The organism is Pseudomonas sp. ENNP23 (assembly GCF_001728945.1).
GTDB classification, from domain to species: Bacteria; Pseudomonadota; Gammaproteobacteria; order Pseudomonadales; family Pseudomonadaceae; genus Metapseudomonas; species Metapseudomonas otitidis.
This window is the reverse complement of the sequence record NZ_LYSP01000016.1, coordinates 34,576-59,980: the sequence shown is the minus strand read 5'-3', so window position 1 is coordinate 59,980 and position 25,405 is coordinate 34,576. Positions and strand designations below refer to the sequence as shown.

General features: G+C 63.0%; 22 protein-coding genes and 1 pseudogene. 8 read left to right on the top strand and 15 right to left on the bottom strand.

All coding sequences use genetic code 11. The features are described from left to right. Window positions 1-203: 203 nt before the first annotated feature. The 10 genes from A9G05_RS11425 to A9G05_RS11380 all read right to left on the bottom strand — a co-directional run bounded on the left by A9G05_RS11425 (window position 204) and on the right by A9G05_RS11380 (window position 11,417). On the bottom strand, window positions 204-1,799 hold the full coding sequence (locus A9G05_RS11425) for an isocitrate lyase (RefSeq protein ID WP_069561088.1): 1,596 nt from the start codon (window positions 1,797-1,799) through the stop codon (window positions 204-206). Window positions 1,800-2,281: 482 nt separating this feature from the next. Beyond that, the gene (locus tag A9G05_RS11420; protein WP_069561087.1) at window positions 2,282-3,091 is read right to left on the bottom strand and encodes a secretin N-terminal domain-containing protein; all 810 of its coding nucleotides are present in this window, start codon (window positions 3,089-3,091) and stop codon (window positions 2,282-2,284) included. After that, a complete protein-coding gene (locus A9G05_RS11415; RefSeq protein ID WP_069561086.1) occupies window positions 3,088-3,717 on the bottom strand; it encodes a histone acetyltransferase HPA2 in 630 nt (209 codons plus the stop codon). The genes A9G05_RS11420 and A9G05_RS11415 overlap by 4 nt, the downstream gene beginning before the upstream one ends. 8 nt (window positions 3,718-3,725) lie before the next feature. Next, on the bottom strand, window positions 3,726-4,151 hold the full coding sequence (locus A9G05_RS11410; protein WP_044406283.1) for a GNAT family N-acetyltransferase: 426 nt from the start codon (window positions 4,149-4,151) through the stop codon (window positions 3,726-3,728). Then, window positions 4,144-5,310, bottom strand: a complete 1,167-nt coding sequence (locus A9G05_RS11405; RefSeq protein ID WP_069561085.1) for a cupin domain-containing protein — start codon at window positions 5,308-5,310, stop codon at window positions 4,144-4,146. The genes A9G05_RS11410 and A9G05_RS11405 overlap by 8 nt, the downstream gene beginning before the upstream one ends. A gap of 61 nt (window positions 5,311-5,371) precedes the next feature. Next, the gene (purB, locus tag A9G05_RS11400; RefSeq protein WP_069561119.1) at window positions 5,372-6,742 is read right to left on the bottom strand and encodes an adenylosuccinate lyase; all 1,371 of its coding nucleotides are present in this window, start codon (window positions 6,740-6,742) and stop codon (window positions 5,372-5,374) included. Between the two features lie 108 nt (window positions 6,743-6,850). Then, window positions 6,851-7,471: a high frequency lysogenization protein HflD gene (gene hflD, locus A9G05_RS11395; RefSeq protein WP_069561084.1), complete on the bottom strand. Its 621-nt coding sequence runs from the start codon at window positions 7,469-7,471 to the stop codon at window positions 6,851-6,853. Then, entirely contained in the window at window positions 7,471-8,586 is a 1,116-nt protein-coding gene (gene mnmA, locus A9G05_RS11390) for a tRNA 2-thiouridine(34) synthase MnmA (RefSeq protein WP_069561083.1), read from the bottom strand. The genes hflD and mnmA overlap by 1 nt, the downstream gene beginning before the upstream one ends. Window positions 8,587-8,646: 60 nt before the next feature. After that, entirely contained in the window at window positions 8,647-9,093 is a 447-nt protein-coding gene (locus A9G05_RS11385) for an NUDIX hydrolase (RefSeq protein ID WP_069561082.1), read from the bottom strand. Window positions 9,094-9,188: 95 nt separating this feature from the next. Beyond that, the gene (locus tag A9G05_RS11380; RefSeq protein WP_069561081.1) at window positions 9,189-11,417 is read right to left on the bottom strand and encodes an NADP-dependent isocitrate dehydrogenase; all 2,229 of its coding nucleotides are present in this window, start codon (window positions 11,415-11,417) and stop codon (window positions 9,189-9,191) included. Between the two features lie 365 nt (window positions 11,418-11,782). On the opposite strand from A9G05_RS11380, the gene icd reads away from it, so the two are divergent. Next, window positions 11,783-13,039, top strand: a complete 1,257-nt coding sequence (gene icd / locus A9G05_RS11375) for an NADP-dependent isocitrate dehydrogenase (protein ID WP_069561080.1) — start codon at window positions 11,783-11,785, stop codon at window positions 13,037-13,039. A gap of 79 nt (window positions 13,040-13,118) precedes the next feature. Here icd and cspD read toward each other — a convergent pair. Further along, a pseudogene (gene cspD, locus A9G05_RS11370) lies at window positions 13,119-13,377 on the bottom strand (cold shock domain-containing protein CspD); the annotation flags it as partial. A 227-nt stretch (window positions 13,378-13,604) separates the two neighbouring features. On the opposite strand from cspD, the gene clpS reads away from it, so the two are divergent. Then, entirely contained in the window at window positions 13,605-13,967 is a 363-nt protein-coding gene (gene clpS / locus A9G05_RS11365) for an ATP-dependent Clp protease adapter ClpS (RefSeq protein ID WP_069561079.1), read from the top strand. 28 nt (window positions 13,968-13,995) lie between these two features. Continuing rightward, the gene (clpA, locus tag A9G05_RS11360) at window positions 13,996-16,266 is read left to right on the top strand and encodes an ATP-dependent Clp protease ATP-binding subunit ClpA (RefSeq protein ID WP_069561078.1); all 2,271 of its coding nucleotides are present in this window, start codon (window positions 13,996-13,998) and stop codon (window positions 16,264-16,266) included. A gap of 53 nt (window positions 16,267-16,319) precedes the next feature. Here the strand turns inward: clpA and infA are convergent, their stop codons facing one another. The 4 genes from infA to trxB all read right to left on the bottom strand — a co-directional run bounded on the left by infA (window position 16,320) and on the right by trxB (window position 19,072). Then, window positions 16,320-16,538: a translation initiation factor IF-1 gene (gene infA / locus A9G05_RS11355; protein WP_002553999.1), complete on the bottom strand. Its 219-nt coding sequence runs from the start codon at window positions 16,536-16,538 to the stop codon at window positions 16,320-16,322. A 99-nt stretch (window positions 16,539-16,637) separates the two neighbouring features. Beyond that, window positions 16,638-17,345 carry an arginyltransferase gene (locus A9G05_RS11350; protein WP_069561077.1) on the bottom strand — a complete coding sequence of 236 codons (708 nt, stop codon included), beginning with the start codon at window positions 17,343-17,345 and terminating at the stop codon, window positions 16,638-16,640. 53 nt (window positions 17,346-17,398) lie between these two features. Further along, window positions 17,399-18,082, bottom strand: coding sequence for a leucyl/phenylalanyl-tRNA--protein transferase (gene aat, locus A9G05_RS11345; protein WP_069561117.1), 684 nt, complete (start codon window positions 18,080-18,082; stop codon window positions 17,399-17,401). 36 nt (window positions 18,083-18,118) lie between these two features. Then, the gene (trxB, locus tag A9G05_RS11340; protein WP_069561076.1) at window positions 18,119-19,072 is read right to left on the bottom strand and encodes a thioredoxin-disulfide reductase; all 954 of its coding nucleotides are present in this window, start codon (window positions 19,070-19,072) and stop codon (window positions 18,119-18,121) included. Window positions 19,073-19,272: 200 nt separating this feature from the next. On the opposite strand from trxB, the gene ftsK reads away from it, so the two are divergent. The 5 genes from ftsK to serS are packed head-to-tail and all read left to right on the top strand — an operon-like array spanning window position 19,273 to window position 25,373. Then, the gene (gene ftsK, locus A9G05_RS11335) at window positions 19,273-21,702 is read left to right on the top strand and encodes a DNA translocase FtsK (RefSeq protein ID WP_139131131.1); all 2,430 of its coding nucleotides are present in this window, start codon (window positions 19,273-19,275) and stop codon (window positions 21,700-21,702) included. A 29-nt stretch (window positions 21,703-21,731) separates the two neighbouring features. Continuing rightward, window positions 21,732-22,358: an outer membrane lipoprotein chaperone LolA gene (gene lolA / locus A9G05_RS11330; RefSeq protein WP_069561074.1), complete on the top strand. Its 627-nt coding sequence runs from the start codon at window positions 21,732-21,734 to the stop codon at window positions 22,356-22,358. 18 nt (window positions 22,359-22,376) lie between these two features. After that, entirely contained in the window at window positions 22,377-23,699 is a 1,323-nt protein-coding gene (locus A9G05_RS11325; protein ID WP_044406337.1) for a replication-associated recombination protein A, read from the top strand. Continuing rightward, a complete protein-coding gene (crcB, locus tag A9G05_RS11320) occupies window positions 23,696-24,076 on the top strand; it encodes a fluoride efflux transporter CrcB (RefSeq protein ID WP_069561073.1) in 381 nt (126 codons plus the stop codon). Before A9G05_RS11325 ends, crcB begins: the two co-directional genes overlap by 4 nt. A gap of 16 nt (window positions 24,077-24,092) precedes the next feature. After that, window positions 24,093-25,373: a serine--tRNA ligase gene (gene serS, locus A9G05_RS11315; protein ID WP_069561072.1), complete on the top strand. Its 1,281-nt coding sequence runs from the start codon at window positions 24,093-24,095 to the stop codon at window positions 25,371-25,373. Window positions 25,374-25,405: the final 32 nt, after the last annotated feature.

Sequence of the window (25,405 nt, the reverse complement as noted above, 5' to 3'; positions counted from 1 at the left end):
GCCGTCGAGCGTGGCGGAACAACGCGGGGGCCTGCGTGCTCACCGGGAAGCGCCTGCGGCTGGTCAACGGCCAGTAAGGCGGGATCGATCAAGGTGAGGCTCTGCGCCCGCGGAGTAAGGCGGAATGAAAAAGGCCCCGGTATCGCTACCGGGGCCTTGAGGCATCCGGCTGGGCCCGAGGGCCCGCCGGTGAACAGTCCCTATTAGTGGAACTGGTTCATGGTGTTGTCTTTACCGCTTGCCTTCAGAGCCGCTTCGCCAGCGAAGTACTCTTTGTGGTTGTCGCCGATGTCGGAGCCAGCCATGTTCTGGTGCTTGACGCAGGCGATGCCTTGGCGCAGTTCCTGACGCTGAACACCCTTCACGTAGGCCAGCATGCCCTGGTCGGCGAAGTAGCCTTTGGCCAGGTTGTCGGTGGACAGGGCCGCAGTGTGGTAGGTCGGCAGGGTGATCAGGTGGTGGAAGATGCCGGCGTGGGCGGAACCGTCACGCTGGAAGGTACGGATCTTCTCGTCTGCAACCTGGGCCAGTTCGGTCTCGTCGTACTCGACGCTCATCAGCTTGGCGCGGTCATAGGCGGAGACGTCCTTGCCTTCAGCGGCCCAGGCGTCGAATACCTGCTGGCGGAAGTTCAGGGTCCAGTTGAAGGACGGGCTGTTGTTGTAGACCAGCTTGGCGTTCGGGATGACCTGACGGATGCGGTCAACCATGCCTTTGATCTGGCCAACGTGCGGCTTCTCGGTTTCGATCCACAGCAGGTCGGCGCCGTTCTGCAGGCTGGTGATGCAGTCCAGTACGCAGCGGTCTTCGCCGGTGCCCTGACGGAACTGGAACAGGTTGGACGGCAGGCGCTTGGGACGCAGCAGCTTGCCTTCGCGGTTGATCACCACATCGCCGTTCTTCAGTTCGGCGGCGGAGATCTCTTCGCAGTCCAGGAAGGAGTTGTACTGGTCGCCCAGGTCGCCCGGCTGCTTGGTCACGGCGATCTGCTTGGTCAGGCCGGCACCCAGGGAGTCGGTACGGGCAACGATCACGCCGTCGTCCACACCCAGTTCGAGGAACGCGTAGCGAACGGCGTTGATCTTGGCGAGGAAGTCTTCGTGGGGAACGGTCACTTTGCCGTCCTGGTGGCCGCACTGCTTCTCGTCGGAAACCTGGTTCTCGATCTGGATGCAGCAGGCACCGGCTTCGATCATCTTCTTGGCCAGCAGGTAGGTGGCTTCCGGGTTACCGAAGCCAGCGTCGATGTCGGCGATGATCGGGACGACGTGGGTTTCGTAACCGTCGATCTGGGCCTGTACTTCGGCTTCCTTGGCCTTGTCACCGGCGGCGCGTGCAGCGTCCAGGGCGGTGAACAGCAGGTCCAGTTCGCGGGCGTCAGCCTGGCGCAGGAAGGTGTACAGCTCTTCGATCAGGCCGGCGACGGCGGTCTTCTCGTGCATGGACTGGTCGGGCAGCGGGCCGAAGTCGGAACGCAGGGCGGCAACCATCCAGCCGGACAGGTAGAGGTAGCGCTTGTTGGTGGTCTTCAGGTGCTTCTTGATGGAGATCAGCTTCTGCTGACCGATGAAGCCGTGCCAGCAGCCCAGGGACTGGGTGTAGACGGAGGCGTCGGCATCGTACTCGGCCATGTCCTTGCGCATGATGGCCGCGGTGTACTTGGCGATGTCCAGACCGGTCTTGAAGCGGTTCTGTACACGCATGCGAGCTGCGTACTCGGGGTTGATCGCGCTCCAGCTGCTGCCGTACTTCTCTTTCAGCGCGGCAACGGCTTTGATCTCGTTCTGATATGCGGACATGGTCAATCCTTCAAATGTGTATGGTTGAGCACCAACTTCCCCGGGCAAGGACCTGGAAGGCCATGGCGGGTTGCTCACCGCAGTACGCTGAGAATGGACCAGAGCGAGTGTGAACTCGGAGGGAGGGGTCGAAACGAACGGTGCAGGCGGCTTCGGTGATCGCTACCCGTGGCGCTTTCGGCTCGTGGATGCCTTGACGCACGAATAGGGGTGAAGTTTCGTCTGCCAGTTTCGCGGTGCTTCCCCGTCCCTCAGGACAACCTCGTTCCAGTCGCAACCTCGTCGCACTGCCTTTTGGGCTACACAACACGGGTCGGCTCGTTGGTCTGGAGCACGGCCCGGAGGCCCGTTTCAGGGCCCCTGGTTAGCGGGAGCGGGGCCATCATGCGCCTCAAACAGGTGTTCGTCAAACGTTTTTGTAGTGTTTTTTTATGGCTACTACAAAAGTCGTGTGTGCGACTGGATGGTCAGTTGGAGAGGGCTCAGTCGAGGCTGTCGACCTTCAGGCGCAGGGTCATGTTCTCGCCGCCTTGGGTGGTCTGGCGGTGCAGGAAACCACTGCTGTCGCTCTGGCTGGACTCGTTGACGCCGCCGACGGTGATCCATTCGCCGAGCCGGCCGCTGACGCGGGTGTCGGTGCTCTGGATGTCGATGGCGCCCGGTTGGGACTGGCTGAGGCGGTCACGGTTGCTGCTGAGGCTGACGTGCACGGTCTGCCCGGTGACGCTGGCGGTGACGTAGAAGCCGCGGGTGACGTTGCGGTATTCGGTGTTGGTGTAGACCTGCCCATAGGGCCCGGTGCTGGCGCTGGTGATGGGTACGCTCTGGCCGACCTGGATGAGGGCGGGATAGCCCTCGGTGGCCTGGACCTGCTGGACACCGCCGCCCCGGCTGTCGGTGCTGCGGCGGATGATGCGCACCTGGTCGCGGCCGTTGACTTCGCCACGGCCGGCCTGGACGTCGACGCCGCCGACGCTGGCCGAGCCGTTGACGCTGTAGCCCCGGTCGTCCTGGTAGTTGCTGTCGCTGGTGTCCACCGATATCAGCAGGCGGCGCGGTGCGGTGTCGAGCTTGTCGAGCACGCCGCGCAGTTCCTGGATCTTCTGCGGGGAGGCATTGACGATCAGCTGGTTGCCGTAGGCGCTGACCCGACCTTCGCTGCCGATCACCGACTGCACCACCGGCATCACGTCTTCGGCGGTGCGGTAGTTGAGCGGGATGACTTCGGTGGCGGCTTGCAGAGGCAGGCTCAGGGCCAGACACAGGGCGGCGAGCAGGGCGCGTGGCGTCATAGCAGGAAACTCCGCAGGTCGGGGTCGCTGACGCTCTGGTCCCAGGCCTGGTCGAACTGGACCTGGCGCAGGCGGCAGCGGCCGGGGTCGTTGTACAGGGCGTAGCCGGCGAAGCTGTCCAGTTCCGGGCGCATCAGCAGGCCACGGTCGTCCACCAGCAGGTAGGCACACTCGTCGTTGGCGTGGTCCGGGTTGAGTCGGCGGATCTGGCTGTTGCTGGACAGGCGGCGCACGAGGTTGAGCAGGCGGTGGCCTTCCTTCACCGGGCGGGTCACGTCCCGGATCAGGATGCGCAGGCGGTTGCGCGGGTTGGCCAGAAGGAAGCGGGTGCAGGCCGTCTGGATGCTGCTGTGGTGATAGAGCCAGGACTCCAGGTCGGGTGTGTAGAGGTTGAGGTTGCGCTGGGCCTGTTGCAGGAGGGCCAGGGCGTGGGCGCGGGCCTCCTCGGGTTTGGCGAAGCGCTGCAGGGTGTCGTGCTGGCCGAGCACGAACGGGGCGGGTTCCCAGGGGGCGGGTTCGCGCAGATCCGGGACCGGGTTATGGACATCGAAACGCCCCGGTGAATGGAATTCGATGGCAGGCAGATCAGCCTCGATCTCTTCGTTTTCCGGGACGTTCGATTCCATGGGGACCTCTATTGGCTGTCGCGCACCATATCCACGTGGGGGATACCGGCTTCGATGAACTCCTCGCTGACCACGCGGAAGCCATGGCGTTCGTAGAACGGCGTGGCGTGGACCTGGGCCGAGAGCATCTGCTGCTTGAGGCCGCGGCGTTCGGCCTCGGCGATCACTGCTTCGAGCAGGCGATCACCGACATGCAGGCCGCGCCAATCCTTGAGGACCGAGACACGACCGATGTGGCCGTCGGGCAACAGGCGCGCGGTGCCGATGGCGTACTCGTGCTCGAGGGCGAGGAAGTGCACGGCGTCGGCATCCTCGGCATCCCACTCCTGTTCAGGCGACACGGATTGCTCGGCGATGAAGACGGCCTCGCGGATGCGTCGCAAGTCAGCGTTGTCCTTCTGCCAGTCGGCGATTCGGACGTGAATCTCACTCATCGGCAAACTCCAGACTTCCTTGCTTGATCAGTTCCCACAGAAGCTTACGCCCGTCTTCGTCAGCCAGCCATCGGCCGAGGTTCTCGATGTGCAGTGCATCGCTGGAGCACACCAGGCGCAGCAGTTCGCGCAGGGAGGAGGGCAGCAGACGGCTCTGGCCGCTGGCGAAAAGCACCAGGCCGATGTCCACTTCCGACCAGGCCATGCGCGCGCTGGGGTTGCGGATGATCACGGCGCCGTCTTCGATGGCGCCGACGAAGGCTTCTTCATCGACTTCGATGCCGGTGACCAGTTCGGGGTAGCGCGGCTCGGTCATGAACTGGCCGAACCAGGTCAGCAGCAGGCGCTCGTCGCTCATGTGCTCGGCGATCAGGGCCTTGAGGCGGTCGAGGGCGTCCTGCTGGATCTGGTGCGGGTCTTCGACCGGCTGGATGTCGGCGTCGCTGTAGCGCTCCTCGTCCGGGATGAACTGGGCGAGGAAGTCGGTGAAGTGGGTGAGCACTTCGGCGGCGCTGGGGGCGCGGAAGCCGACCGAGTAGGTCATGCAGTCGTCCTCGGCGGTGCCGAAGTGGGCGAGGCGCGGCGGCAGGTAGAGCATGTCGCCGGGTTCCAGCACCCATTCGTCGGTGCCCATGAATTCGGCGAGGATGCGCAGGTCGCCGTGGGGCAGCAGCGGGCTGTCGGCGTCGCACATCTGGCCGATGCGCCAGCGGCGGCGGCCGTGGCCCTGGAGCAGAAAGACGTCGTAGTTGTCGAAGTGCGGGCCGACACCGCCGCCCGGGGCGGCGTAGCTGATCATGATGTCGTCGATGCGCCAGTTGGGCAGGAAGCGGAAGTGTTCCAGCAGTTCGCCGACTTCCGGGGCGAACTGGTCGACGGACTGCACCAGCAGGGTCCAGTCGCGCTCTGGCAGGTTCTGGTAGGTGTCCTCGGCGAAGGGGCCGCGACGTAGCTCCCAGGGGCGCTCGCCGTGTTCGAGGATGATGCGCGACTCGACTTCCTCTTCCAGGGACAGGCCGGCCAGCTCATCAGGGGAGATGGGGCTTTCGAAGCCGGGGATGGCCTGGCGGATCAGCAGCGGCTTCTTCTGCCAGTAGTCACGGAGGAATTCGCGGGCAGAGATGCCGCCGAGGATTTGCAGGGGAAGATCGGAAGTCATGGCAGTGAACCTGTGAAATAAAAACGCCCGGCACGGCCGGGCGTATGGAGGCGGTTGCCCGTCAGATGCGCTTGGCCTGGGCCACGGCGTTGCCGATGTAGGCAGCCGGGGTCAGTTTGCGCAGTTCGGCCTTGGCTTCGGCAGGGATGGCCAGACCGTCGATGAAAGTCTGCAGGGCTTCGGGGCCGATGCCCTTGCCGCGGGTCAGTTCCTTCAGCTTCTCGTAGGGGTTCTCGACGCCGTAACGACGCATGACGGTCTGCACCGGCTCGGCCAGGACTTCCCAGCAGGCGTCCAGGTCTTCGGCGATGCGCTGGGCATTCAGCTCCAGCTTGCTGATGCCCTTGAGGCTGGCTTCATAGGCGATGACGCTGTGGGCGAAGCCGACGCCGAGGTTGCGCAGCACGGTGGAGTCGGTCAGGTCGCGCTGCCAGCGGGAGATCGGCAGCTTGCTGGCCAGGTGCTGGAACAGGGCGTTGGCGATGCCGAGGTTGCCTTCGGAGTTCTCGAAGTCGATCGGGTTGACCTTGTGCGGCATGGTGGAGGAGCCGATCTCGCCTGCAACGGTCTTCTGCTTGAAGTAGCCGAGGGAGATGTAGCCCCAGACGTCGCGGTCGAAGTCGATGAGGATGGTGTTGAAGCGGGCGACTGCATCGAACAGTTCGGCGATGTAGTCGTGGGGCTCGATCTGGGTGGTGTAGGGGTTCCAGTTCAGGCCCAGGTCGCCTTCGATGAATTCGCGGGCGTTGGCTTCCCAGTCGATGTCCGGGTAGGCGGACAGGTGGGCGTTGTAGTTGCCGACGGCGCCGTTGATCTTGCCGAGCAGCGGGACGGCGGCCACCTGGGCGATCTGGCGCTCCAGGCGGTAGACGACGTTGGCCATTTCCTTGCCAAGGGTGGTGGGCGAGGCGGGCTGGCCGTGGGTGCGGGACAGCATGGGAACGTCGGCAAAGCGCACGGCGAGATCGCGGATGGCATCGGCCAGTTGGCGCATGAGCGGCAGGATCACCTGGTCGCGGCCTTCGCGCAGCATCAGGGCGTGGGACAGGTTGTTGATGTCCTCGCTGGTGCAGGCGAAGTGGATGAACTCGCTGACCTTGGCCAGTTCCGGTAGCGTGGCGGCCTGCTCCTTGAGCAGGTATTCCACGGCTTTCACGTCGTGGTTGGTGGTGCGTTCGATTTCCTTGATGCGCTCGGCATGCTCGAGCTGGAAGTCTTCGGCGAGCTTGTCCAGCAGGGCGTTGGCTTCGGCGGAGAAGGGCGCCACTTCCGGAACGCCGGCGTGGGCGGCGAGGCGCTGCAGCCAGCGCACTTCGACCTGGACGCGGAAGCGGATCAGGCCGTATTCACTGAAGATCGGACGCAGGGCGCTGGTTTTGCCGGCGTAGCGGCCATCGACGGGGGAAACCGCAGTGAGCGAAGAGAGCTGCATGGAGGGGGTCTCGGGCAGGTCGGTCAACGAAAAGGGCGCACATGATACATGAAAACCGACCCGGTCGCCGCGCTCGACCGGTCGCCTTCCGGCGACCGGTTGTTGGGGTCACCCTCGCAGCAGGGGGTAGAGCTCGGCGAGCAGCTTGCGACGGCTGAACAGCAATTGCCAGCGGTGGCCGCCAAGCTGGCGCCAGAGGCGGGCTGAGCGGATGCCGGCGAGCAGCAGGGCGCGGATCCTGGCGGCGTTGGTGGGCTGTTGCAGGTAGCGCATGTCGCCATGCACCTGGATGCGCTGGCGGAAGGTGCTGAGGGTGTCCTGGTAGAGCGAGGCACAGGAGGCGACGACGTTGTCGTGGGCCGGGCCGAAGTGCTGGACCTGCTGCTGGATCTGGTCGAGGCGGCTGCCGATCTGGTCGAGCATGTCGTCGCGCTTGGCCAACTGGCGTTCGAGGGTGAGCAGCGACAGGGCGTAGCGCAGGGGCTCGCGCTGTAGGCTGGCAGGCTCGCGTTCGAGTGCGCTGACCAGGGCCTTGTAGCCGTCGCGCAGGTTGATGTCGTCGCCGCCGTACACGTCCAGTGTGCTTTTCGGATCGCGTACCAGCAGGCTGCCGATCATGCAGGCGAGGGGGGCTTCGCTGATCTGCCCGGTCTTGGCGATGCGGTCGACCAGGGCAGCGGCTTCGAAGACGCCGCCAAGGGCGATGAGCTGTTCGTTCAGCGGGGCCATCAGGTGCGTTCCTCGCTGTACCAGGGCTCGGCACTTTCGATCACGCCGCCGCCGAGGCACACCTCGCCGTCGTAGAAGACCACGGACTGGCCGGGGGTGACGGCGCGCTGGGGCTCGGCGAAGACGGCGCGGTAGCCGTCGGCTGTCTTCTCCAGGGTGCAGACCTGGTCAGCCTGGCGGTAGCGCACCTTGGCGGTGAGCGGGCGCGGGGCGTCCAGTTCGATGGGGTTGACCCAGAAGATCTCGGAGGCGAGCAGGGCGCGGGAGAACAGCCACGGGTGTTCATTGCCCTGACCGACCACGAGGACGTTGCGGGCGACGTCCTTGGCGAGGACGTACCAGGGCTCGTCGCTGGCGTCCTTCATGCCGCCGATGCCCAGGCCCTGGCGCTGGCCGATGGTGTGGTACATGAGGCCGTGGTGGCGGCCGATGACGTCGCCATCGGTGGTCTCGATGTCACCCGGTTGGGCGGGGAGGTATTGCTTGAGGAAATCGCTGAAACGGCGTTCACCGATGAAGCAGATGCCGGTGGAGTCCTTCTTCTTGGCGGTGGCCAGACCGTGTTTCTCGGCGATGGCGCGGACTTCCGGCTTTTCCAGTTCGCCGACGGGGAACAGGGTGCGGGCGATCTCCTTGCCGCCGACGGCGTGCAGGAAGTAGCTCTGATCCTTGTTCGGGTCCAGGCCTTTGAGCAGTTCGGTGCGGCCGTCGATATCGCGGCGGCGCACGTAGTGGCCGGTGGCGATGAGGTCGGCGCCGAGCATCAGGGCGTAGTCGAGGAAGGCTTTGAACTTGATCTCGCGGTTGCAGAGGATGTCCGGGTTGGGGGTGCGGCCAGCCTTGTATTCGGCGAGGAAGTGCTCGAACACGTTGTCCCAGTACTCGGCGGCGAAGTTGGCGGTGTGCAGCTTGATGCCGATGCGGTCGCAGACGGCCTGGGCGTCGGCCAGGTCTTCCTTGGCGGTGCAGTACTCGGTGCCGTCGTCCTCGTCCCAGTTCTTCATGAACAGGCCTTCCACCTGGTAGCCCTGTTCCATCAGCAGGAGGGCGGAAACCGAGGAGTCTACGCCGCCGGACATGCCGACGATGACGCGGGTGTTGGCTTTATCGGACATGGGGATCTGTTGCTGCTGCAAAAAGAACGGGATTCTACCAGTTGCGGCGAATGGGGGCGATCAGGCCGGGTCGCGGATCAGGGCCAGGGGAAAGCGCTCACCTGTCAGGTAGTCGTCGACGCAGCGCAGGACGAGGCGGCTGCGCCAGCGGTCCTGCTGGGCTGCCAGCTCGTCACGGGTGAGCCAGCGCGGGCCGATGATGCCGTCGTCCAGTGCCAGGTCGGGGCGATGGCGCAGGGGGCGGGCGGCGAAGCAGACGCGCTGGTAGGTCACGCCATTGCTGGGGGCGGTGTACAGGTAGATGCCGGTGACGGCGGTGAGTTCAACCTCCCAGCCGGTCTCTTCGAGGGTTTCCCGCAGGGCGGCCTGGGGCAGCGTCTCGTCGGCTTCGAGGTGGCCGGCGGGCTGGTTCAGGACGGCCCGGCCGTCGGCTTCTTCCTCGACCAGGAGGAAGCGGCCCTGGTCTTCGACCACGGTGGCGACGGTGATGTGGGGTTGCCAGGTCATGGTGTGGCTCCTTCTGAGGGGGCGACATGTTCGCAGGGCTGCGCCGGAAAAAGAAACCCCGGGACATGCCCGGGGGTTCTGGTGCTACAGGTCGTTTAGGCGACCAGTCCGTCGATGACCGCGTTGAAGGTGGCGCTGGGGCGCATCACCTGGCTGGTCAGCTCGGGGTTGGAGCGGTAGTAGCCGCCGATTTCGGCAGGCTTGCCCTGTACGCCGTTGAGTTCGGCGACGATGGCGGCTTCCTGCTCGGTCAGGGCCTTGGCGACCGGGGCGAAGTGGGCCTTGAGTTCGGCATCTTCGTCCTGGGCGGCCAGGGCCTGGGCCCAGTAGAGCGCCAGGTAGAAGTGGCTGCCACGGTTGTCGATCTCGCCGACCTTGCGGGACGGGGACTTGTTGTTGTCCAGCAGTTTGCCGGTGGCTTCGTCGAGGGTCTTGCCCAGCAGCTTGGCCTTGGCGTTGCTGGTCTTGATGCCGGTCTCTTCGAGGGAGACGGCCAGGGCCAGGAACTCGCCGAGGGAATCCCAGCGCAGGTAGTTCTCTTCCACCAGTTGTTGCACGTGCTTGGGCGCGGAACCGCCAGCGCCGGTTTCGTACATGCCACCGCCCGCCATCAGTGGGACGATGGAGAGCATCTTGGCCGAGGTGCCCAGTTCCATGATGGGGAACAGGTCGGTCAGGTAGTCACGCAGGACGTTGCCGGTCACCGAGATGGTATCCAGGCCGCGGATCATGCGTTCCATGGAGACGCGGATGGCTTCGTTGTAGCCCATCATGCGGATGTCCAGTCCGGTCAGGTCGTGGTCCTTGAGGTACAGCTCGACCTTCTTCTGCAGTTCGCGGTCGTGGGCGCGCTCCGGGTCCAGCCAGAAGATGGCCGGGGTGTTGGACTGGCGGGCACGGGTGACGGCCAGCTTGACCCAGTCGCGGATCGGGGCGTCCTTGGTCTGGCAGGCGCGCCAGATGTCGCCGGCTTCCACTTCGTGCTGCATCAGGACGGTGCCGTCGGCGGCGACGACGCGCATGGTGCCGTCGGCGGTCATCTCGAAGGTCTTGTCGTGGGAGCCGTATTCCTCGGCCTTCTGCGCCATCAGGCCAACGTTCGGTACGCTGCCCATGGTGGTGGGGTCGAACGCGCCGTTGGTTTTGCAGAAGTTGATCATTTCCTGGTAGATGCGGGCGTAGGTGCTTTCCGGCATCACGGCCTTGGTGTCTTTCTGCTTGCCGTCCTTGCCCCACATCTGGCCGGAGTTGCGGATCATGGCCGGCATGGAGGCGTCGACGATCACGTCACTGGGGATGTGCAGGTTGGTGATGCCCTTGACGGAGTCGACCATCGCCATTTCGGGGCGGTGGCTGTAGACCTCGTGGATGTCGTGCAGGATCTCTTCCTGCTGGGAGGCGGGCAGGGCTTTGATCTTGTCGTAGACGCTGCTGATGCCGTTGTTCGGGTTGACGCCCAGTTCCTTGAACAGGTCGCCGTATTTGTCGAAGACGTCCTTGTAGTAAACGCTGACGGCGTGGCCGAACACGATCGGGTGGGAGACCTTCATCATGGTGGCCTTGACGTGCAGGGACCACATGACGCCGGTTTCTTTGCAGTCTTGCAGGGTCTGTTCGAAGAAGGCGCGCAGTTTCTTGCAGCTCATGAACATGCTGTCGAGCACTTCGCCGTCCTGAAGGGCCAGCTTTTTCTTGAGCTCGACCTGGCCGTCCTTGCCGACGAATTCGATGCGAACGTCACCGGCCTTGGCCATGGTGATGGACTGCTCGCTGGAGAAGAAGTCGCCGCCACGCATGTAGTCGGCGTGGGAGCGGGAGGCCATGCTCCACTTGCCCATGGAGTGAGGGTGCTTGCGGGCGTAGGCCTTGACGGCTGCCGGGGCGCGGCGGTCGGAGTTGCCTTCGCGCAGGACCGGGTTCACGGCGCTGCCCAGCACCTTGGTGTAGCGCGCGCGGATTTCCTTCTCTTCTTCGCTCTGCGGATCTTCAGGGAAATTGGGGACGTTGTAGCCCAGTGCCTGGAGTTCGGCGATGGCGCCCTTCAGCTGCGGTACCGATGCGGAGATGTTCGGCAGCTTGATGATGTTGGCGTCGGCGGCGGTCGCAAGGGTCGCCAGGTAGGCCAGGTCATCCTCGATGCGCTTGTCGGCGGGGAGGGTGTCGGCGAAGGTGGCGAGGATGCGTCCGGCGAGGGAGATGTCGCGGGTCTCCACGTCGATGCCGGCGGAGGCGGCGAATCCCTTGACGATGGGGAGGAGGGAGTAGGTGGCGAGCGCTGGGGCTTCGTCGGTGAAGGTGTAGGTAATCTTCGGACGGTTGGGCATTAACGTTTGACTCTCTTCTATGCTGGACGCGCACAGACTCTCGTAGCGCACCGGTAGATGCAGTCGCTCAAACGGATCTGATGTTGAGCAGTGCCGAGAATTGCCGCGGAGGGGTAATGGAGCGCCAGTAGAGCGTTGCTCGGCCCGATCATGATGGTGGTCTGGCCGCTTCAGGGTCAGTTGAGCCTGGTCCCAGACTGCTCGACCCAGGTGACCATGAGGTCACGGCGCGCAGTGTACCATTCCTTTCGGTTGGCTGGCTCTGGCACGATGTTTCGACTAAGGAAGATATGGTCGATGACCGCCCGTTTGGAGTAGGCTCACGGGCCGCAAGAGCATTCTCAAACCACAATATGGAGCTCAGCATGGGATACCAAAAGATCCAGGTTCCGGCAGTCGGTGACAAAATCACCGTTAACGCGGATATGTCCCTGAACGTACCGAATACCCCCATCATTCCCTTCATCGAGGGCGATGGTATTGGTGTCGACATCAGCCCTGTAATGATCAAGGTCGTGGACGCTGCAGTGTCCAAGGCCTATGGCGGTGAGCGCAAGATCGCATGGATGGAGGTCTATGCCGGCGAGAAGGCCACTCAGGTCTACGATCAGGACACCTGGCTGCCCAAGGAAACCCTGGAGGCCGTGCGCGACTACGTCGTATCCATCAAGGGTCCGCTGACCACGCCGGTGGGCGGTGGCATCCGCTCTCTCAACGTGGCCCTGCGCCAGGAGCTGGATCTTTACGTTTGCCTGCGCCCCGTGCGCTGGTTCGAAGGCGTGCCGAGCCCGGTCAAGAAGCCCGGCGACGTGGACATGGTGATCTTCCGCGAGAACTCCGAGGACATCTATGCGGGTGTCGAATGGAAGGCGGGTAGCCCTGAGGCCGAGAAGGTCATCAAGTTCCTCACCGAGGAAATGGGCGTGAAGAAGATCCGCTTCACCGAGAACTGCGGTATCGGTATCAAGCCTGTTTCCGAGGAAGGCACCAAGCGCCTGGTTCGCAAGGCCCTGCAGTACGCGGTAGACAATGACCGCAGCTCCGTGACCCTTGTGCACAAGGGCAACATCATGAAGTTCACCGAAGGCGCCTTCAAAGAGTGGGGCTACGAGATTGCGCGCCAGGAGTTCGGTGCTGAACTGCTGGATGGCGGGCCGTGGATGCAGTTCAAGAATCCGCGCACCGGCAAGGACATCGTGGTGAAGGACGTCATCGCCGACGCCATGCTGCAGCAGATTCTGCTGCGCCCGGCCGAGTACGACGTGATCGCGACCCTCAACCTCAACGGCGACTACCTGTCCGATGCCCTGGCGGCTGAGGTGGGGGGTATCGGTATTGCTCCGGGCGCCAACCTGTCGGACTCGGTCGCGATGTTCGAAGCAACCCACGGCACTGCGCCGAAGTACGCAGGTCTGGACAAGGTGAACCCGGGCTCGGTGATTCTTTCCGCCGAAATGATGCTCCGCCACATGGGCTGGGGCGAGGCTGCGGACCTGATCATCAAGGGCGTGAACGGTGCCATTGCGGCGAAGACCGTCACCTACGACTTCGAGCGTCTGATGGATGGTGCCAAGCTGCAGTCCTGTTCCGAATTTGGTGACGCCATCATCACGCACATGTAATTGCTAAGGCGTGCAACAAAAAAAGGCCGGTCAAGTTGACCGGCCTTTTTGTTTTCCAGCTTTCAGAGTCAGGCTTCGACGGCGCTGCCTTTGGCAATAGCAACTGCAGCGGTGCCATGGGTATCGCTGGTCGCCGTGACAGGGCTGATATTCACGGCATGCAGACCCTTCGGGCCCTGGATAATGTCGAAGCTTACCGGTTGGCCAGCTTTGAGGGTCTTGTAGCCCTCCATCTGGATCGCCGAGTAATGGGCGAACAGGTCCTCATCTCGGCCTTCAGCGAGGATAAATCCATACCCCTTGGCGTTGTTGAACCACTTGACCTTACCGCTAACCATGCTGATATCCCTCTGCAAAGGACTCCATCACTGGAGTATCATCCACTACGACCCCGCGCCATGCCCGACCGGGCGGACGAAGGTGCGGAACCCTTGATACCCGTAGGTGGGTATCCCTTGTTTGTAACACCCTTTTGCCTTTAGTCAAGGCGATGCGGCGACCGGCTGAGAGGCGGGTCAAACTCCATGGGGCGTTCCTTTCCATCGGCCAAGAAGCTTTTTCCAGCATGCATGCAAGCAGCCAGATTCGACTAACATTCAATCAGGATCGACCCGAGCACATTGGTGGTGGTGATGCCGGCTTGGTGCTCCAGGAAGCCAAGCCGGCTCTGAAAGCGCCATCCATGTACAAGGTTGTGATGTTCAATGATGACTACACGCCGATGGACTTCGTGGTCGAGGTGCTGGAAACCATCTTCAATCTGGATCGTGAAGTGGCGACGCGGGTCATGCTGACCGTCCATACCGAAGGGCGGGCTGTGTGTGGTGTGTATACGCGCGATATTGCTGAAACCAAGGCTATGCAGGTGAATCAATACGCGAGAGAGAGTCAGCATCCGCTGCTCTGTGAGATCGAGAAGGACGGTTAATCCGGCCACTTGGGTATGAGGTGAAGCTATGTTGAACCGCGAGCTCGAAGTCACCCTCAATCTTGCCTTCAAGGAAGCACGCGCAAAACGTCATGAGTTCATGACGGTCGAGCACTTGCTGCTGGCCCTGTTGGACAACGATGCTGCTTCCGCCGTCCTCCGCGCCTGCGGCGCTAATTTGGATAAGCTCCGGCGTGACCTTCAGGAGTTCATCGACTCCACCACGCCGCTGATCCCGCAGCATGATGAGGATCGTGAAACCCAGCCGACGCTTGGCTTTCAGCGCGTCCTGCAGCGTGCGGTCTTCCATGTACAGAGTTCTGGCAAGCGTGAAGTCACCGGGGCCAACGTGCTGGTCGCTATCTTCAGTGAGCAGGAGAGCCAGGCTGTCTTCCTGCTCAAGCAGCAGAGTGTCGCTCGTATCGATGTAGTCAACTACATCGCCCATGGTATCTCCAAGGTGCCTGGGCATGGCGAGCAGCACGAAAGCGAGCAGGAAATGCAGGACGAGGAAGGTGGAGAGTCTTCTTCGGCAGGTCATCCGCTCGACGCTTATGCCAGTAACCTGAATGAGCTTGCTCGCCAAGGGCGCATTGATCCGCTCGTAGGGCGCGAGCAAGAGGTCGAGCGCGTTGCGCAGATATTGGCGCGTCGTCGCAAGAACAACCCGTTGCTGGTCGGTGAGGCTGGTGTTGGTAAGACTGCCATCGCCGAGGGGCTTGCCAAGCGAATCGTGGACAGCCAGGTGCCGGAATTGCTGGCTGATAGTGTCGTCTACTCATTGGATCTCGGTGCGTTGCTGGCCGGGACGAAGTACCGTGGCGACTTCGAGAAGCGCTTCAAGGCGCTGCTGAACGAGCTGCGCAAGCGCCCCCATGCAATCCTGTTCATCGATGAGATTCACACCATCATTGGTGCAGGGGCAGCATCCGGAGGGGTGATGGATGCATCCAATCTTCTCAAGCCTCTTCTGTCTTCGGGTGAGATTCGCTGCATCGGCTCGACGACCTTCCAGGAGTTCCGCGGCATTTTCGAGAAGGATCGGGCGCTAGCTCGGCGCTTCCAGAAAGTTGATGTGGTCGAGCCTTCCGTCGAGGACACCATTGGCATCCTTAAAGGGCTCAAGCCGCGCTTCGAGCAGCACCACCACATCGAGTACAGCGATGAGGCGCTGCGTGCTGCGGCAGAGCTGGCGGCTCGTTACATCAACGATCGGCACATGCCTGACAAGGCCATTGATGTGATCGACGAGGCGGGCGCCTATCAGCGCCTTCAGCCGGAAGAGAAGCGCGTGGCTCGGATCGAAGTGGCTCAGGTGGAAGATATCGTCGCGAAGATCGCACGCATTCCGCCCAAGCATGTCACCAGTTCCGACAAGGAGCTGCTGCGCAATCTCGAACGTGACCTCAAGCTCACCGTCTTCGGTCAGGATGCTGCCATCGATTCGCTGTCAACGGCCATCAAGCTCTCCCGTGCCGGTTTGAAGTCCCCGGACAAGCCGGTCGGTTCCTTCCTGTTCGCCGGTCCTACCGGTGTGGGCAAGACCGAGGTCGCGCGCCAGCTGGCGAAAGCGCTGGGGATCGAACTTGTGCGCTTCGACATGTCCGAATACATGGAGCGGCACACCGTCTCGCGTCTCATCGGTGCGCCTCCCGGCTACGTCGGGTTCGATCAGGGCGGGTTGTTGACCGAGGCCATCACCAAGATGCCCCACTGTGTGCTCCTGCTGGATGAGATCGAGAAGGCGCATCCGGAGGTCTTCAACCTTCTGCTGCAGGTCATGGACCACGGCACTCTCACGGACAACAACGGGCGCAAGGCTGATTTCCGCAACGTGATCGTGATCATGACCACCAACGCGGGCGCCGAGACTGCTGCGCGAGCGTCCATCGGTTTCACCCAGCAGGACCACTCGTCCGATGCGATGGAGGTGATCAAGAAGAGCTTTACGCCCGAGTTCCGCAATCGCCTGGACACCATCATTCAGTTCGGTCGGCTGTCGATGGAGACCATCAAGAGCGTGGTCGACAAATTCCTCACCGAATTGCAGGCCCAGTTGGAGGACAAGCGTGTCCAGCTGGTTGTCAGTGACGAGGCGCGGGAATGGCTCGGGGAGCGCGGCTATGACGTGCAGATGGGGGCTCGCCCCATGGCTCGTCTGATCCAGGACAAGATCAAGCGCCCGTTGGCAGAAGAAATCCTGTTTGGTGAGTTGGCCGATCACGGCGGCGTGGTGCACGTCGATGTGAAGGGTGATGAGCTGGCCTTCGAGTTCGAGACGACGGCCGAGATGGCCTGATAGTCAGGCAAACGAAAAAGCCCGGCGATTGCCGGGCTTTTTTCTGGATCTGATCAGCGAGCGCGGTAGGTGATGCGGCCTTTGCTCAGATCATAGGGAGTCAGCTCGACGCGAACTTTGTCACCGGTCAGGATGCGGATGTAGTTCTTGCGCATCTTGCCGGAAATGTGCGCGGTGACGACGTGCCCGTTTTCCAACTCCACGCGGAACATGGTGTTGGGTAGGGTGTCGACGACAGTGCCTTCCATTTCGAAGCTGTCTTCTTTCGACATGCAGTAGAGCCCTCGGAATCAAAGAATGGCCGGGTGCAATCGGCGCCTGGCAAAAACGGCGTGCATTGTGCCCGAAAATGCCACCGCTCGCCAAGGGCTTCAGGTCAGAGTGACCCAGCGCTGATTCACGAAGAGCTCGATTGGGCGGTACTGGGTCTTGTAATTCATCTTGCGGCAGTTCTTGATCCAGTATCCGAGATAGACCGCCTCAAGGCCCAGGCGGAGGGTTTCGCCGATCTGCCAGAGGATCGCGAAGCGGCCCAGGCTGCGCCGTTCTTCCGAGGGGTCATAGAAGGTGTAAACGGCGGAAAGACCGTTTGGCAGGACGTCGGTGACGGCTACAGCGATGAGGCGTCCCTGCAGGCGGAACTCGAAGAAGCGGCAGAATGAAAGATCGCGGACCAGGAAGGTCGAGAACTGGTCGCGGCTCGGAGGGTACATGTCACCGTCGGCATGGCGTTCCTCGATGTAGCGCACGTAGAGCGCGTAGTACTCCTCCGTGAAGGAGGGTTTCACTCCGCGTACTTCGATGTCCGCGTTCCGCTTGAGGATGCGGCGCTGCTGGCGATCGGGGCTGAACGGTGCGGCAGGAATGCGGGCAGGAATGCAGGCAGTGCAGCGTTGGCAGTGGGGGCGGTACAGGTGGTCTCCGCTGCGGCGGAAACCCATTTCCGAAAGTTCGGCATAGACGTCCACATCCATGGGCTGGCTGGGGTCGAGGAACAGCGTGGTGGCCTGCTCCCCGGGCAGATAGCTGCATGGGTGTGGCTGAGTGGCATAGAACTTCAAACGGGCCAGCTCGGTCATGGCGGAACCTCGGAAAAGCCTTCCGCAAGTGTATGTCAGGGTTGGCGACTCGCCTAGGCAGCGGTCCAGTTGGCGGTGTTCGGCTGGTCGAGGTACAGCTGAAGGTAGCGGGCGTACTCGCTGCGGGGGATGGCGTAGGCGCCCAGACTCTGGAGGTGCGAGGTGGGCATCTGGCAATCGATCAATACGAACCCCCATTTGACGAGGTGGGTGGCCAGCGTGGCGAAGCCGACCTTCGAAGCATTGTCTGCCCGGCTGAACATGGACTCGCCAAAGAACAGCTTGCCAATGGCCAGGCCATAGAGGCCGCCCACCAGTTCACCGTTCAGCCTGACTTCCACCGAGTGGGCAAAGCCCCTCTGGTGCAGCTCGATATAGGCCTGTTGCATGGCGTCGGTGATCCATGTTCCGTCGGCATAGCTGCGAGGGCCTGCGCACCCCTGGATCACGGCTGCGAAGTCCGTGTCGAAGCTCACTTGGAACCTGCCCTGGCGAAGGATTTTCGCCAGGCTGCGTGATACGTGAACTTCGTGGGGGGATAGGACGGTGCGTGGGTCGGGCGACCACCAGAGTGGTGGCTGCCCCTCCTGGAACCAGGGGAAGCAACCGTGGCGATAGGCAGCGAGGAGGCGCTCCGCGCTCAGGTCGCCGCCTGCTGCGAGCAAGCCGTTGGGCTCACGCAGTGCGCGCTCCAGGGGAGGGAAGTCACAGGTGTCGCGATTGAGCCAGGTCAGCATGGAAGGGGAGGGCGGCATGGCCGCCCTGCCTCGTCGTCAGTGGCTGTCGTCGAGGAACTTCTCGGCGTCCAGGGCTGCCATGCAGCCTGCGCCGGCCGAGGTGATTGCCTGGCGATAGACGTGGTCGGCTACGTCGCCGGCGGCAAAGACGCCCTCGATGCTGGTCGCCGTGGCATTGCCCTCTGAGCCACCACGGATCACCAGGTAGCCGTCGCGCATTTCCAGTTGGCCCTGGAAAAGATCAGTGTTCGGTTTGTGGCCGATAGCAATGAATACGCCTGCCAACTGCAGTTCCTGGGTCGTGCCGTCTTTCGTGCTCTTCAGGCGTACGCCGGTAACGCCAGTCTTGTCGCCCAGGACTTCATCCAGGGTCTGGTTCCAGTGCAGGCGGACGTTGCCGTTGGCTGCCTTCTCGAAGAGCTTGTCCTGCAGGATTTTCTCCGAGCGCAGCTTGTCGCGGCGATGGATCAGGTGTACTTCCTTGGCGATGTTGGACAGGTAGAGCGCCTCTTCGACGGCGGTATTGCCGCCGCCAACCACGCAAACAACCTGGTTGCGATAGAAGAAGCCGTCGCAGGTGGCGCAGGCCGAAACCCCCTTGCCGGCAAAGGCTTCCTCGGACGGAAGGCCAAGATACTGGGCGGACGCGCCCGTAGCGATGATCAGTGCGTCGCAGCTGTAGATGCCACTGTCGCCCTTGAGGATGAAGGGGCGTTGCTGCAACTCAGCGGTGTGGATGTGGTCGTAGAGGATCTCGGTGTCGAAGCGCTCGGCATGTTTCTGCATGCGCTCCATCAGTGCGGGGCCGGTAAGCCCTTCGACGTCGCCGGGCCAGTTGTCCACCTCAGTGGTGGTGGTCAGTTGCCCGCCGGGCTGGATGCCGGTGATGACGGTAGGCTTGAGGTTGGCGCGTGCAGCATATACGGCGGCGGTATAACCGGCTGGGCCGGAGCCCAGGATAATCAGACGTGAATGCTTGACGTCGCTCATAAAAAGGCCTCATAAGTCTTTGTCACAAAAGAGAATGCATGCTCCAATTGAGCACTGCGCAAGACGCTGCGGGCTATGCTACACCGAAGCAGGAAGCGTCAGCAAAACGCACCCGTAGCGCCGTGTGCGCTGTGGCGTCCGAGCGTTAAACCCGTACAATGGGCATCCTTTTCGCCCCTGATCGAATCTTGGACGCGCCAATGGCGCAGGAAACCAGGCGTTTGAAGAATTCCACCCCCTCTGCCCAGATTCCAGTCTGGCGACAGCAATTGCACTCCCGCTTGAAAGAGGGAGCGCTGATTGCTCTGGGCGCCCTGTGCCTCTATCTCTGGATGGCGCTCCTCACCTACGACTCCGCCGATCCGGGCTGGACCCACACCAGCAACGTCGAGCAGGTCCAGAATGCTGCCGGTCGCCTGGGTGCCTGGTCTGCTGACATCCTGTTCATGGCGCTGGGCTACTTCGCTTATGTCTTCCCGTTGCTGTTGGGGATAAAGACACTGCAGGTGTTCCGCCATCGTCACCAGCCCATCGACTGGAGCGGCTGGTTGTTCTCCTGGCGGCTGATCGGTCTGGTCTTCCTGGTGCTGGCCGGCGCCGCGCTGGCTGATATCCACTTCCAGGACAGCGTTGGCATGCCGGCTTCTGCCGGTGGCGCGCTGGGTGAGAGCCTGGCTCATCTCTCGGTCAATGCGTTGAACGTGCAGGGCAGTACGCTGCTGTTCTTCGCCCTGTTTCTGTTCGGCCTCACCGTGTTCACCGACCTGTCCTGGTTCAAGGTGATGGACCTGACCGGCAAGATCACCCTCGATCTGGTGGAGTTGATCCAGAGCCTGATCACCCGTTGGTGGAACGCCCGTATGGAGCGCAAGCAACTGGTGGCCAAGCTCCGTGAGGTCGATGACCGTGTCACCGAGGTCGCGGCTCCGGTCGTCAAGGACACCCGCGAGCAGGCCAAGGTCAAGGAGCGGCTGATCGAGCGTGAGGAGTCCCTTGCCAAGCACATGACCGAGCGGGAAAGCCGTCCGGCGCCCACCATCGCGCCGCCGCCACCGCCCAAACCTGCCGAACCCAGCAAGCGCGTCCAGAAGGAAAAGCAGGTCCCGCTGTTCATCGACAGTGCCGTGGAGGGAACCTTGCCGCCCATCTCCCTGCTCGACGCTGCCGAGAAGAAGCAGAAGAGCTTCTCGCCGGAGTCGCTCGAGGCCATGTCGCGCCTGCTGGAGATAAAGCTGAAGGAGTTCGGCGTCGAGGTCATGGTGGAGTCCGTTCACCCGGGCCCGGTGATCACCCGCTTCGAAATCCAGCCGGCGGCCGGTGTCAAGGTCAGCCGCATTTCCAACCTGGCGAAAGACCTGGCGCGATCCCTGGCGGTCATCAGCGTGCGCGTGGTCGAGGTCATTCCCGGCAAGACCACCGTCGGTATCGAGATCCCCAACGAAGACCGGCAGATCGTGCGCTTCTCCGAAGTGCTGTCGTCCACCGAGTACGACGACGCCAAATCGCCGGTCACACTGGCCCTGGGGCATGACATCGGCGGTCGGCCGGTCATCGCCGACCTCGCCAAGATGCCTCACCTGCTGGTGGCCGGTACTACCGGCTCCGGTAAGTCGGTGGGCGTGAACGCCATGATCCTGTCGATTCTCTTCAAGTCCACGCCGGAGCAGGCGCGGATGATCATGATCGACCCCAAGATGCTCGAACTCTCCATCTACGAGGGAATCCCGCACCTGCTCTGTCCTGTGGTGACGGACATGAAGGAGGCGGCCAATGCCCTGCGCTGGAGCGTTGCCGAGATGGAGCGCCGCTACAAGCTGATGGCCGCGATGGGCGTGCGTAACCTGGCGGGCTTCAACCGCAAGGTGAAGGACGCCGAAGAGGCCGGCACACCGCTGCCCGACCCGCTTTATCGTCGCGAGAGCATGGAAGATGAAGCACCCCTGCTGAAGCAGTTGCCCACCATCGTCGTGGTCGTCGACGAATTCGCCGACATGATGATGATCGTCGGCAAGAAGGTTGAAGAGCTCATCGCCCGTATCGCCCAGAAGGCGCGGGCAGCGGGCATCCACCTGATCCTCGCCACCCAGCGTCCGTCGGTGGATGTGATCACCGGCCTGATCAAGGCGAACATCCCCACCCGCATGGCGTTCCAGGTCTCCAGCAAGATCGACTCCCGCACCATCCTCGACCAGGGCGGTGCCGAGCAGCTGCTGGGCCACGGCGACATGCTCTACCTGCCGCCGGGCACCGGCCTGCCTATCCGTGTCCATGGCGCCTTCGTCTCCGACGACGAAGTGCACCGTGTGGTGGAAGCCTGGAAGCTGCGCGGCGCACCCGACTACATCGAAGACATCCTCGCCGGCGTGGAGGAGGGCGGTGGTGCCTCCGGGAGCTTCGAAGGTGGTGAGGGCGGTAGCGAGGGCAGCGAGGATGACCCGCTGTATGACGAAGCTGTACGTTTCGTCACCGAAAGCCGTCGTGCCTCCATCTCGGCAGTCCAGCGCAAGCTGAAGATCGGCTACAACCGCGCTGCCCGGATGATCGAAGCCATGGAGATGGCCGGCGTGGTCACTCCGATGAACTCCAACGGCTCGCGCGACGTGGTCGCTCCCGCGCCGATCCGCGATTAACCCTGAACGGTTCACTCAAGAGGATTCCCATGCGCCTGATCCGCATGCTGCTCGTCGCTGCCCTCGGCTTTGTCGCCTCCCAGGTGCAGGCAGACGACCAGGTGGCCATTTCCCGCCTGACCGAGATGCTCAACAAGGCCCAGACCATCACTGGCCGCTTTTCCCAGCTGACCCTGGACGGCTCCGGCACCCAGCTGCAGGAAACCTCCGGCGAACTCGCGCTCAAGCGTCCCGGTCTGTTCCGCTGGCACACTGATGAGCCCATGGAGCAGCTGCTCGTCTCCAATGGCGAGAAGGTCTGGCTGTATGACCCGGACCTGCAGCAGGTCACCATCCAGACCCTGGACCAGCGCCTGACCCACACCCCGGCCCTGCTGCTGTCCGGTGACGTTTCGAAGATCAGCGAGAACTTCGAGATCACCCACAAGGAAGGCGGTGACGTGGTCGACTTCATCCTCAAGCCCAAGGCCAAGGACACCCTGTTCGACACCCTGCGCCTGTCCTTCCGTAACGGCGTGATCAACGACATGCAACTGATCGACAGCGTCGGCCAGCGCACCAACATCCTGTTTCTCGGGGTGAAGATGAACCAGAAACTCGATGCCGCGCAGTTCGACTTCAAGGTCCCCGAAGGCGCCGACGTCATCCAGGAATAACGGAGCCCACCGCCTCCCATGGACCTGTTCCGCAGCGAACCCCTCGCCCAGCCACTGGCCGCGCGCCTGCGCGCCACCACGCTGGACGAGTACGTCGGGCAGGAGCACCTCCTGGCGCCGGGCAAGCCCCTGCGGGAGGCCCTGGAGCAGGGCGCGCTTCACTCGATGATCTTCTGGGGGCCCCCTGGGGTGGGCAAGACCACCCTGGCCAAGCTCCTGGCCCAGGTCAGCGATGCGCATTTCGAGACCATCTCCGCCGTGCTCTCGGGCGTGAAGGAGATTCGCCAGTCCGTCGAGATGGCCCGCCAGCAGGCCGCTCAATATGGTCGGCGCACCATCCTTTTCGTCGATGAAGTGCACCGCTTCAACAAGTCCCAGCAGGATGCGTTCCTTCCCTACGTGGAAGACGGCACGCTGATCTTCATCGGCGCCACCACCGAGAACCCCTCCTTCGAGCTGAACAACGCGCTGTTGTCCCGTGCTCGGGTCTACGTGCTCAAGAGCCTCGACGAACCGGCGATGCGCCGCCTCGTCGGGCGGGCGCTCAATGAGGAGAAGGGGCTGGGCAAACGCAAGCTGAGCCTCTCCGATGAAGCCTTCTCCATTCTCGTCGCGGCGGCGGATGGCGATGGTCGCAGGCTGCTCAACCTGCTGGAGAACGCTGCTGACCTCGCCGAAGATGGCAGCGAGATCGCCCCCGAATTGCTGCAGAACCTGCTGGGCGACAGTCGCCGGCGGTTCGACAAGGGTGGCGAAGCCTTCTACGACCAGATTTCCGCCTTGCACAAATCCGTGCGCGGCTCCAGTCCCGATGGTGCGCTCTATTGGTACGCGCGGATGATCGATGGCGGTTGCGATCCGCTCTACATCGCCCGCCGTGTGGTGCGCATGGCCAGCGAGGACATTGGCAACGCCGATCCTCGAGCGCTCAGCCTGTGCCTCGCCGCCTGGGATGTGCAGGAGCGCCTCGGCAGCCCCGAAGGCGAGTTGGCCGTGGCCCAGGCCATCGTCTACCTGGCTTGCGCACCCAAGAGCAACGCGGTCTACACGGCCTTCAAGGCTGCCATGCGAGACGTGGCCGAGAACGGTTCTCGCGAGGTGCCGCTGCACCTGCGCAACGCGCCGACCAAGCTGATGAAGCAGCTCGGCTATGGCGACGAATACCGCTACGCCCACGACGAGCCCGACGCCTATGCCGCCGGGGAAGACTACTTCCCCGAAGACCTCGAACCGCGTCGTTACTACGAGCCGGTGCCCCGTGGTCTGGAACTCAAGATCCGCGACAAGCTCGAGCACCTCGCTACGCTCGATGCTCGTAGCCCTAGGAAGAGACGCCCATGACGCCACTGCCTTTGCTGCTCTCCGTCTCCCTGGGCGGCGTTGCCGGCACCCTGCTGCGCTTCACTGCGGCCAATTGGGTTTCGGCGCACTGGCCTCGGCACTTCTACCTCGGTACTCTTGCCGTCAATATCGTCGGCTGCCTGCTCATCGGCATCCTTTACGGCCTGTTCCTGCAGCGGCCGGAGGTGCCGATCGAGCTTCGTGCAGGCTTGATCGTCGGATTTCTCGGCGGCCTGACGACGTTTTCTTCGTTTTCCCTCGACACGTTGCGCCTGCTGGAGAGCGGCCAGGTTCCCCTGGCCCTCGGCTATGCGGCAATCAGCGTGCTGGGTGGTCTGCTTGCGACCTGGGCAGGCCTGACTTTGACCAAATTCTGATAGACGGGAACCTCACATGCTCGACTCCAAACTGGTACGCACCCAGACCCAGGACGTGGCCCAGCGCCTCGCCTCCCGTGGCTTCCAACTGGACGTGGCGCGCCTCGAATCCCTGGAAAACCAGCGCAAGGCCGTGCAGACCCGCACCGAGCAGTTGCAGGCCGAGCGCAATGCCCGCTCCAAGTCCATCGGTCAGGCCAAGCAGCGCGGTGAGGACATTGCACCGTTGCTGGCCGATGTGGACCGCATGGGCGGCGAGCTGGAAGAGGGCAAGCGTGAACTCGACCGTATCCAGGCCGAACTGGATGGCCTGCTTCTGACCATCCCCAACATCCCCCACGAGTCCGTTCCGATGGGCGCGGATGAAGAGGGCAACGTCGAGGTTCGTCGCTGGGGCACCCCGCGAAGCTTCGATTTCGAGATCAAGGACCACGTCGCCCTGGGCGAGCAGCATGGCTGGCTGGACTTCGAAACCGCCGCCAAGCTCTCCGGTGCCCGCTTCGCCCTGCTGCGCGGCCCTATCGCTCGCCTGCACCGTGCCCTGGCTCAGTTCATGATCAACCTGCACACCGGTGATCATGGCTACGAAGAGGCCTACACCCCCTACCTGGTCCAGGCTCCTGCGCTACAGGGCACTGGCCAACTGCCGAAGTTCGAGGAAGACCTGTTCAAGATCAGCCGCGAGAACGAGGCCGACTTCTACCTTATCCCCACTGCCGAAGTGTCCCTGACCAACATCGTGGCGGGCGAGATTCTCGACGCCAAGCAACTGCCGCTGAAGTTCGTCGCCCACACCCCGTGCTTCCGCAGCGAGGCGGGCGCATCCGGTCGAGACACCCGCGGCATGATCCGCCAGCACCAGTTCGACAAGGTCGAGATGGTGCAGATCGTCGAGCCGTCCAAGTCCTTCGAGGCCCTGGAGTCCATGACAGGCAATGCCGAGCGCGTGTTGCAACTGCTGGAGCTGCCATACCGCGTGCTCGCCCTGTGCACCGGTGACATGGGCTTCTCCGCCACCAAGACCTACGACCTCGAAGTCTGGGTGCCGAGCCAGGACAAGTACCGCGAGATTTCCTCCTGCTCCAACTGCGGTGACTTCCAGGCCCGCCGCATGCAGGCGCGCTACCGCAACCCGGAAACCGGCAAGCCGGAGCTGGTCCACACCCTCAACGGCTCCGGCCTGGCCGTAGGCCGGACCCTGGTGGCGGTGCTGGAGAACTACCAGCAGGCGGACGGCAGCATTCGCGTGCCCGAGGTGCTCAAACCCTACATGGGCGGCATCGACATCATCGGCTGATTGCCTGCGCCCGCACCGGCGCCTGCCAGCCT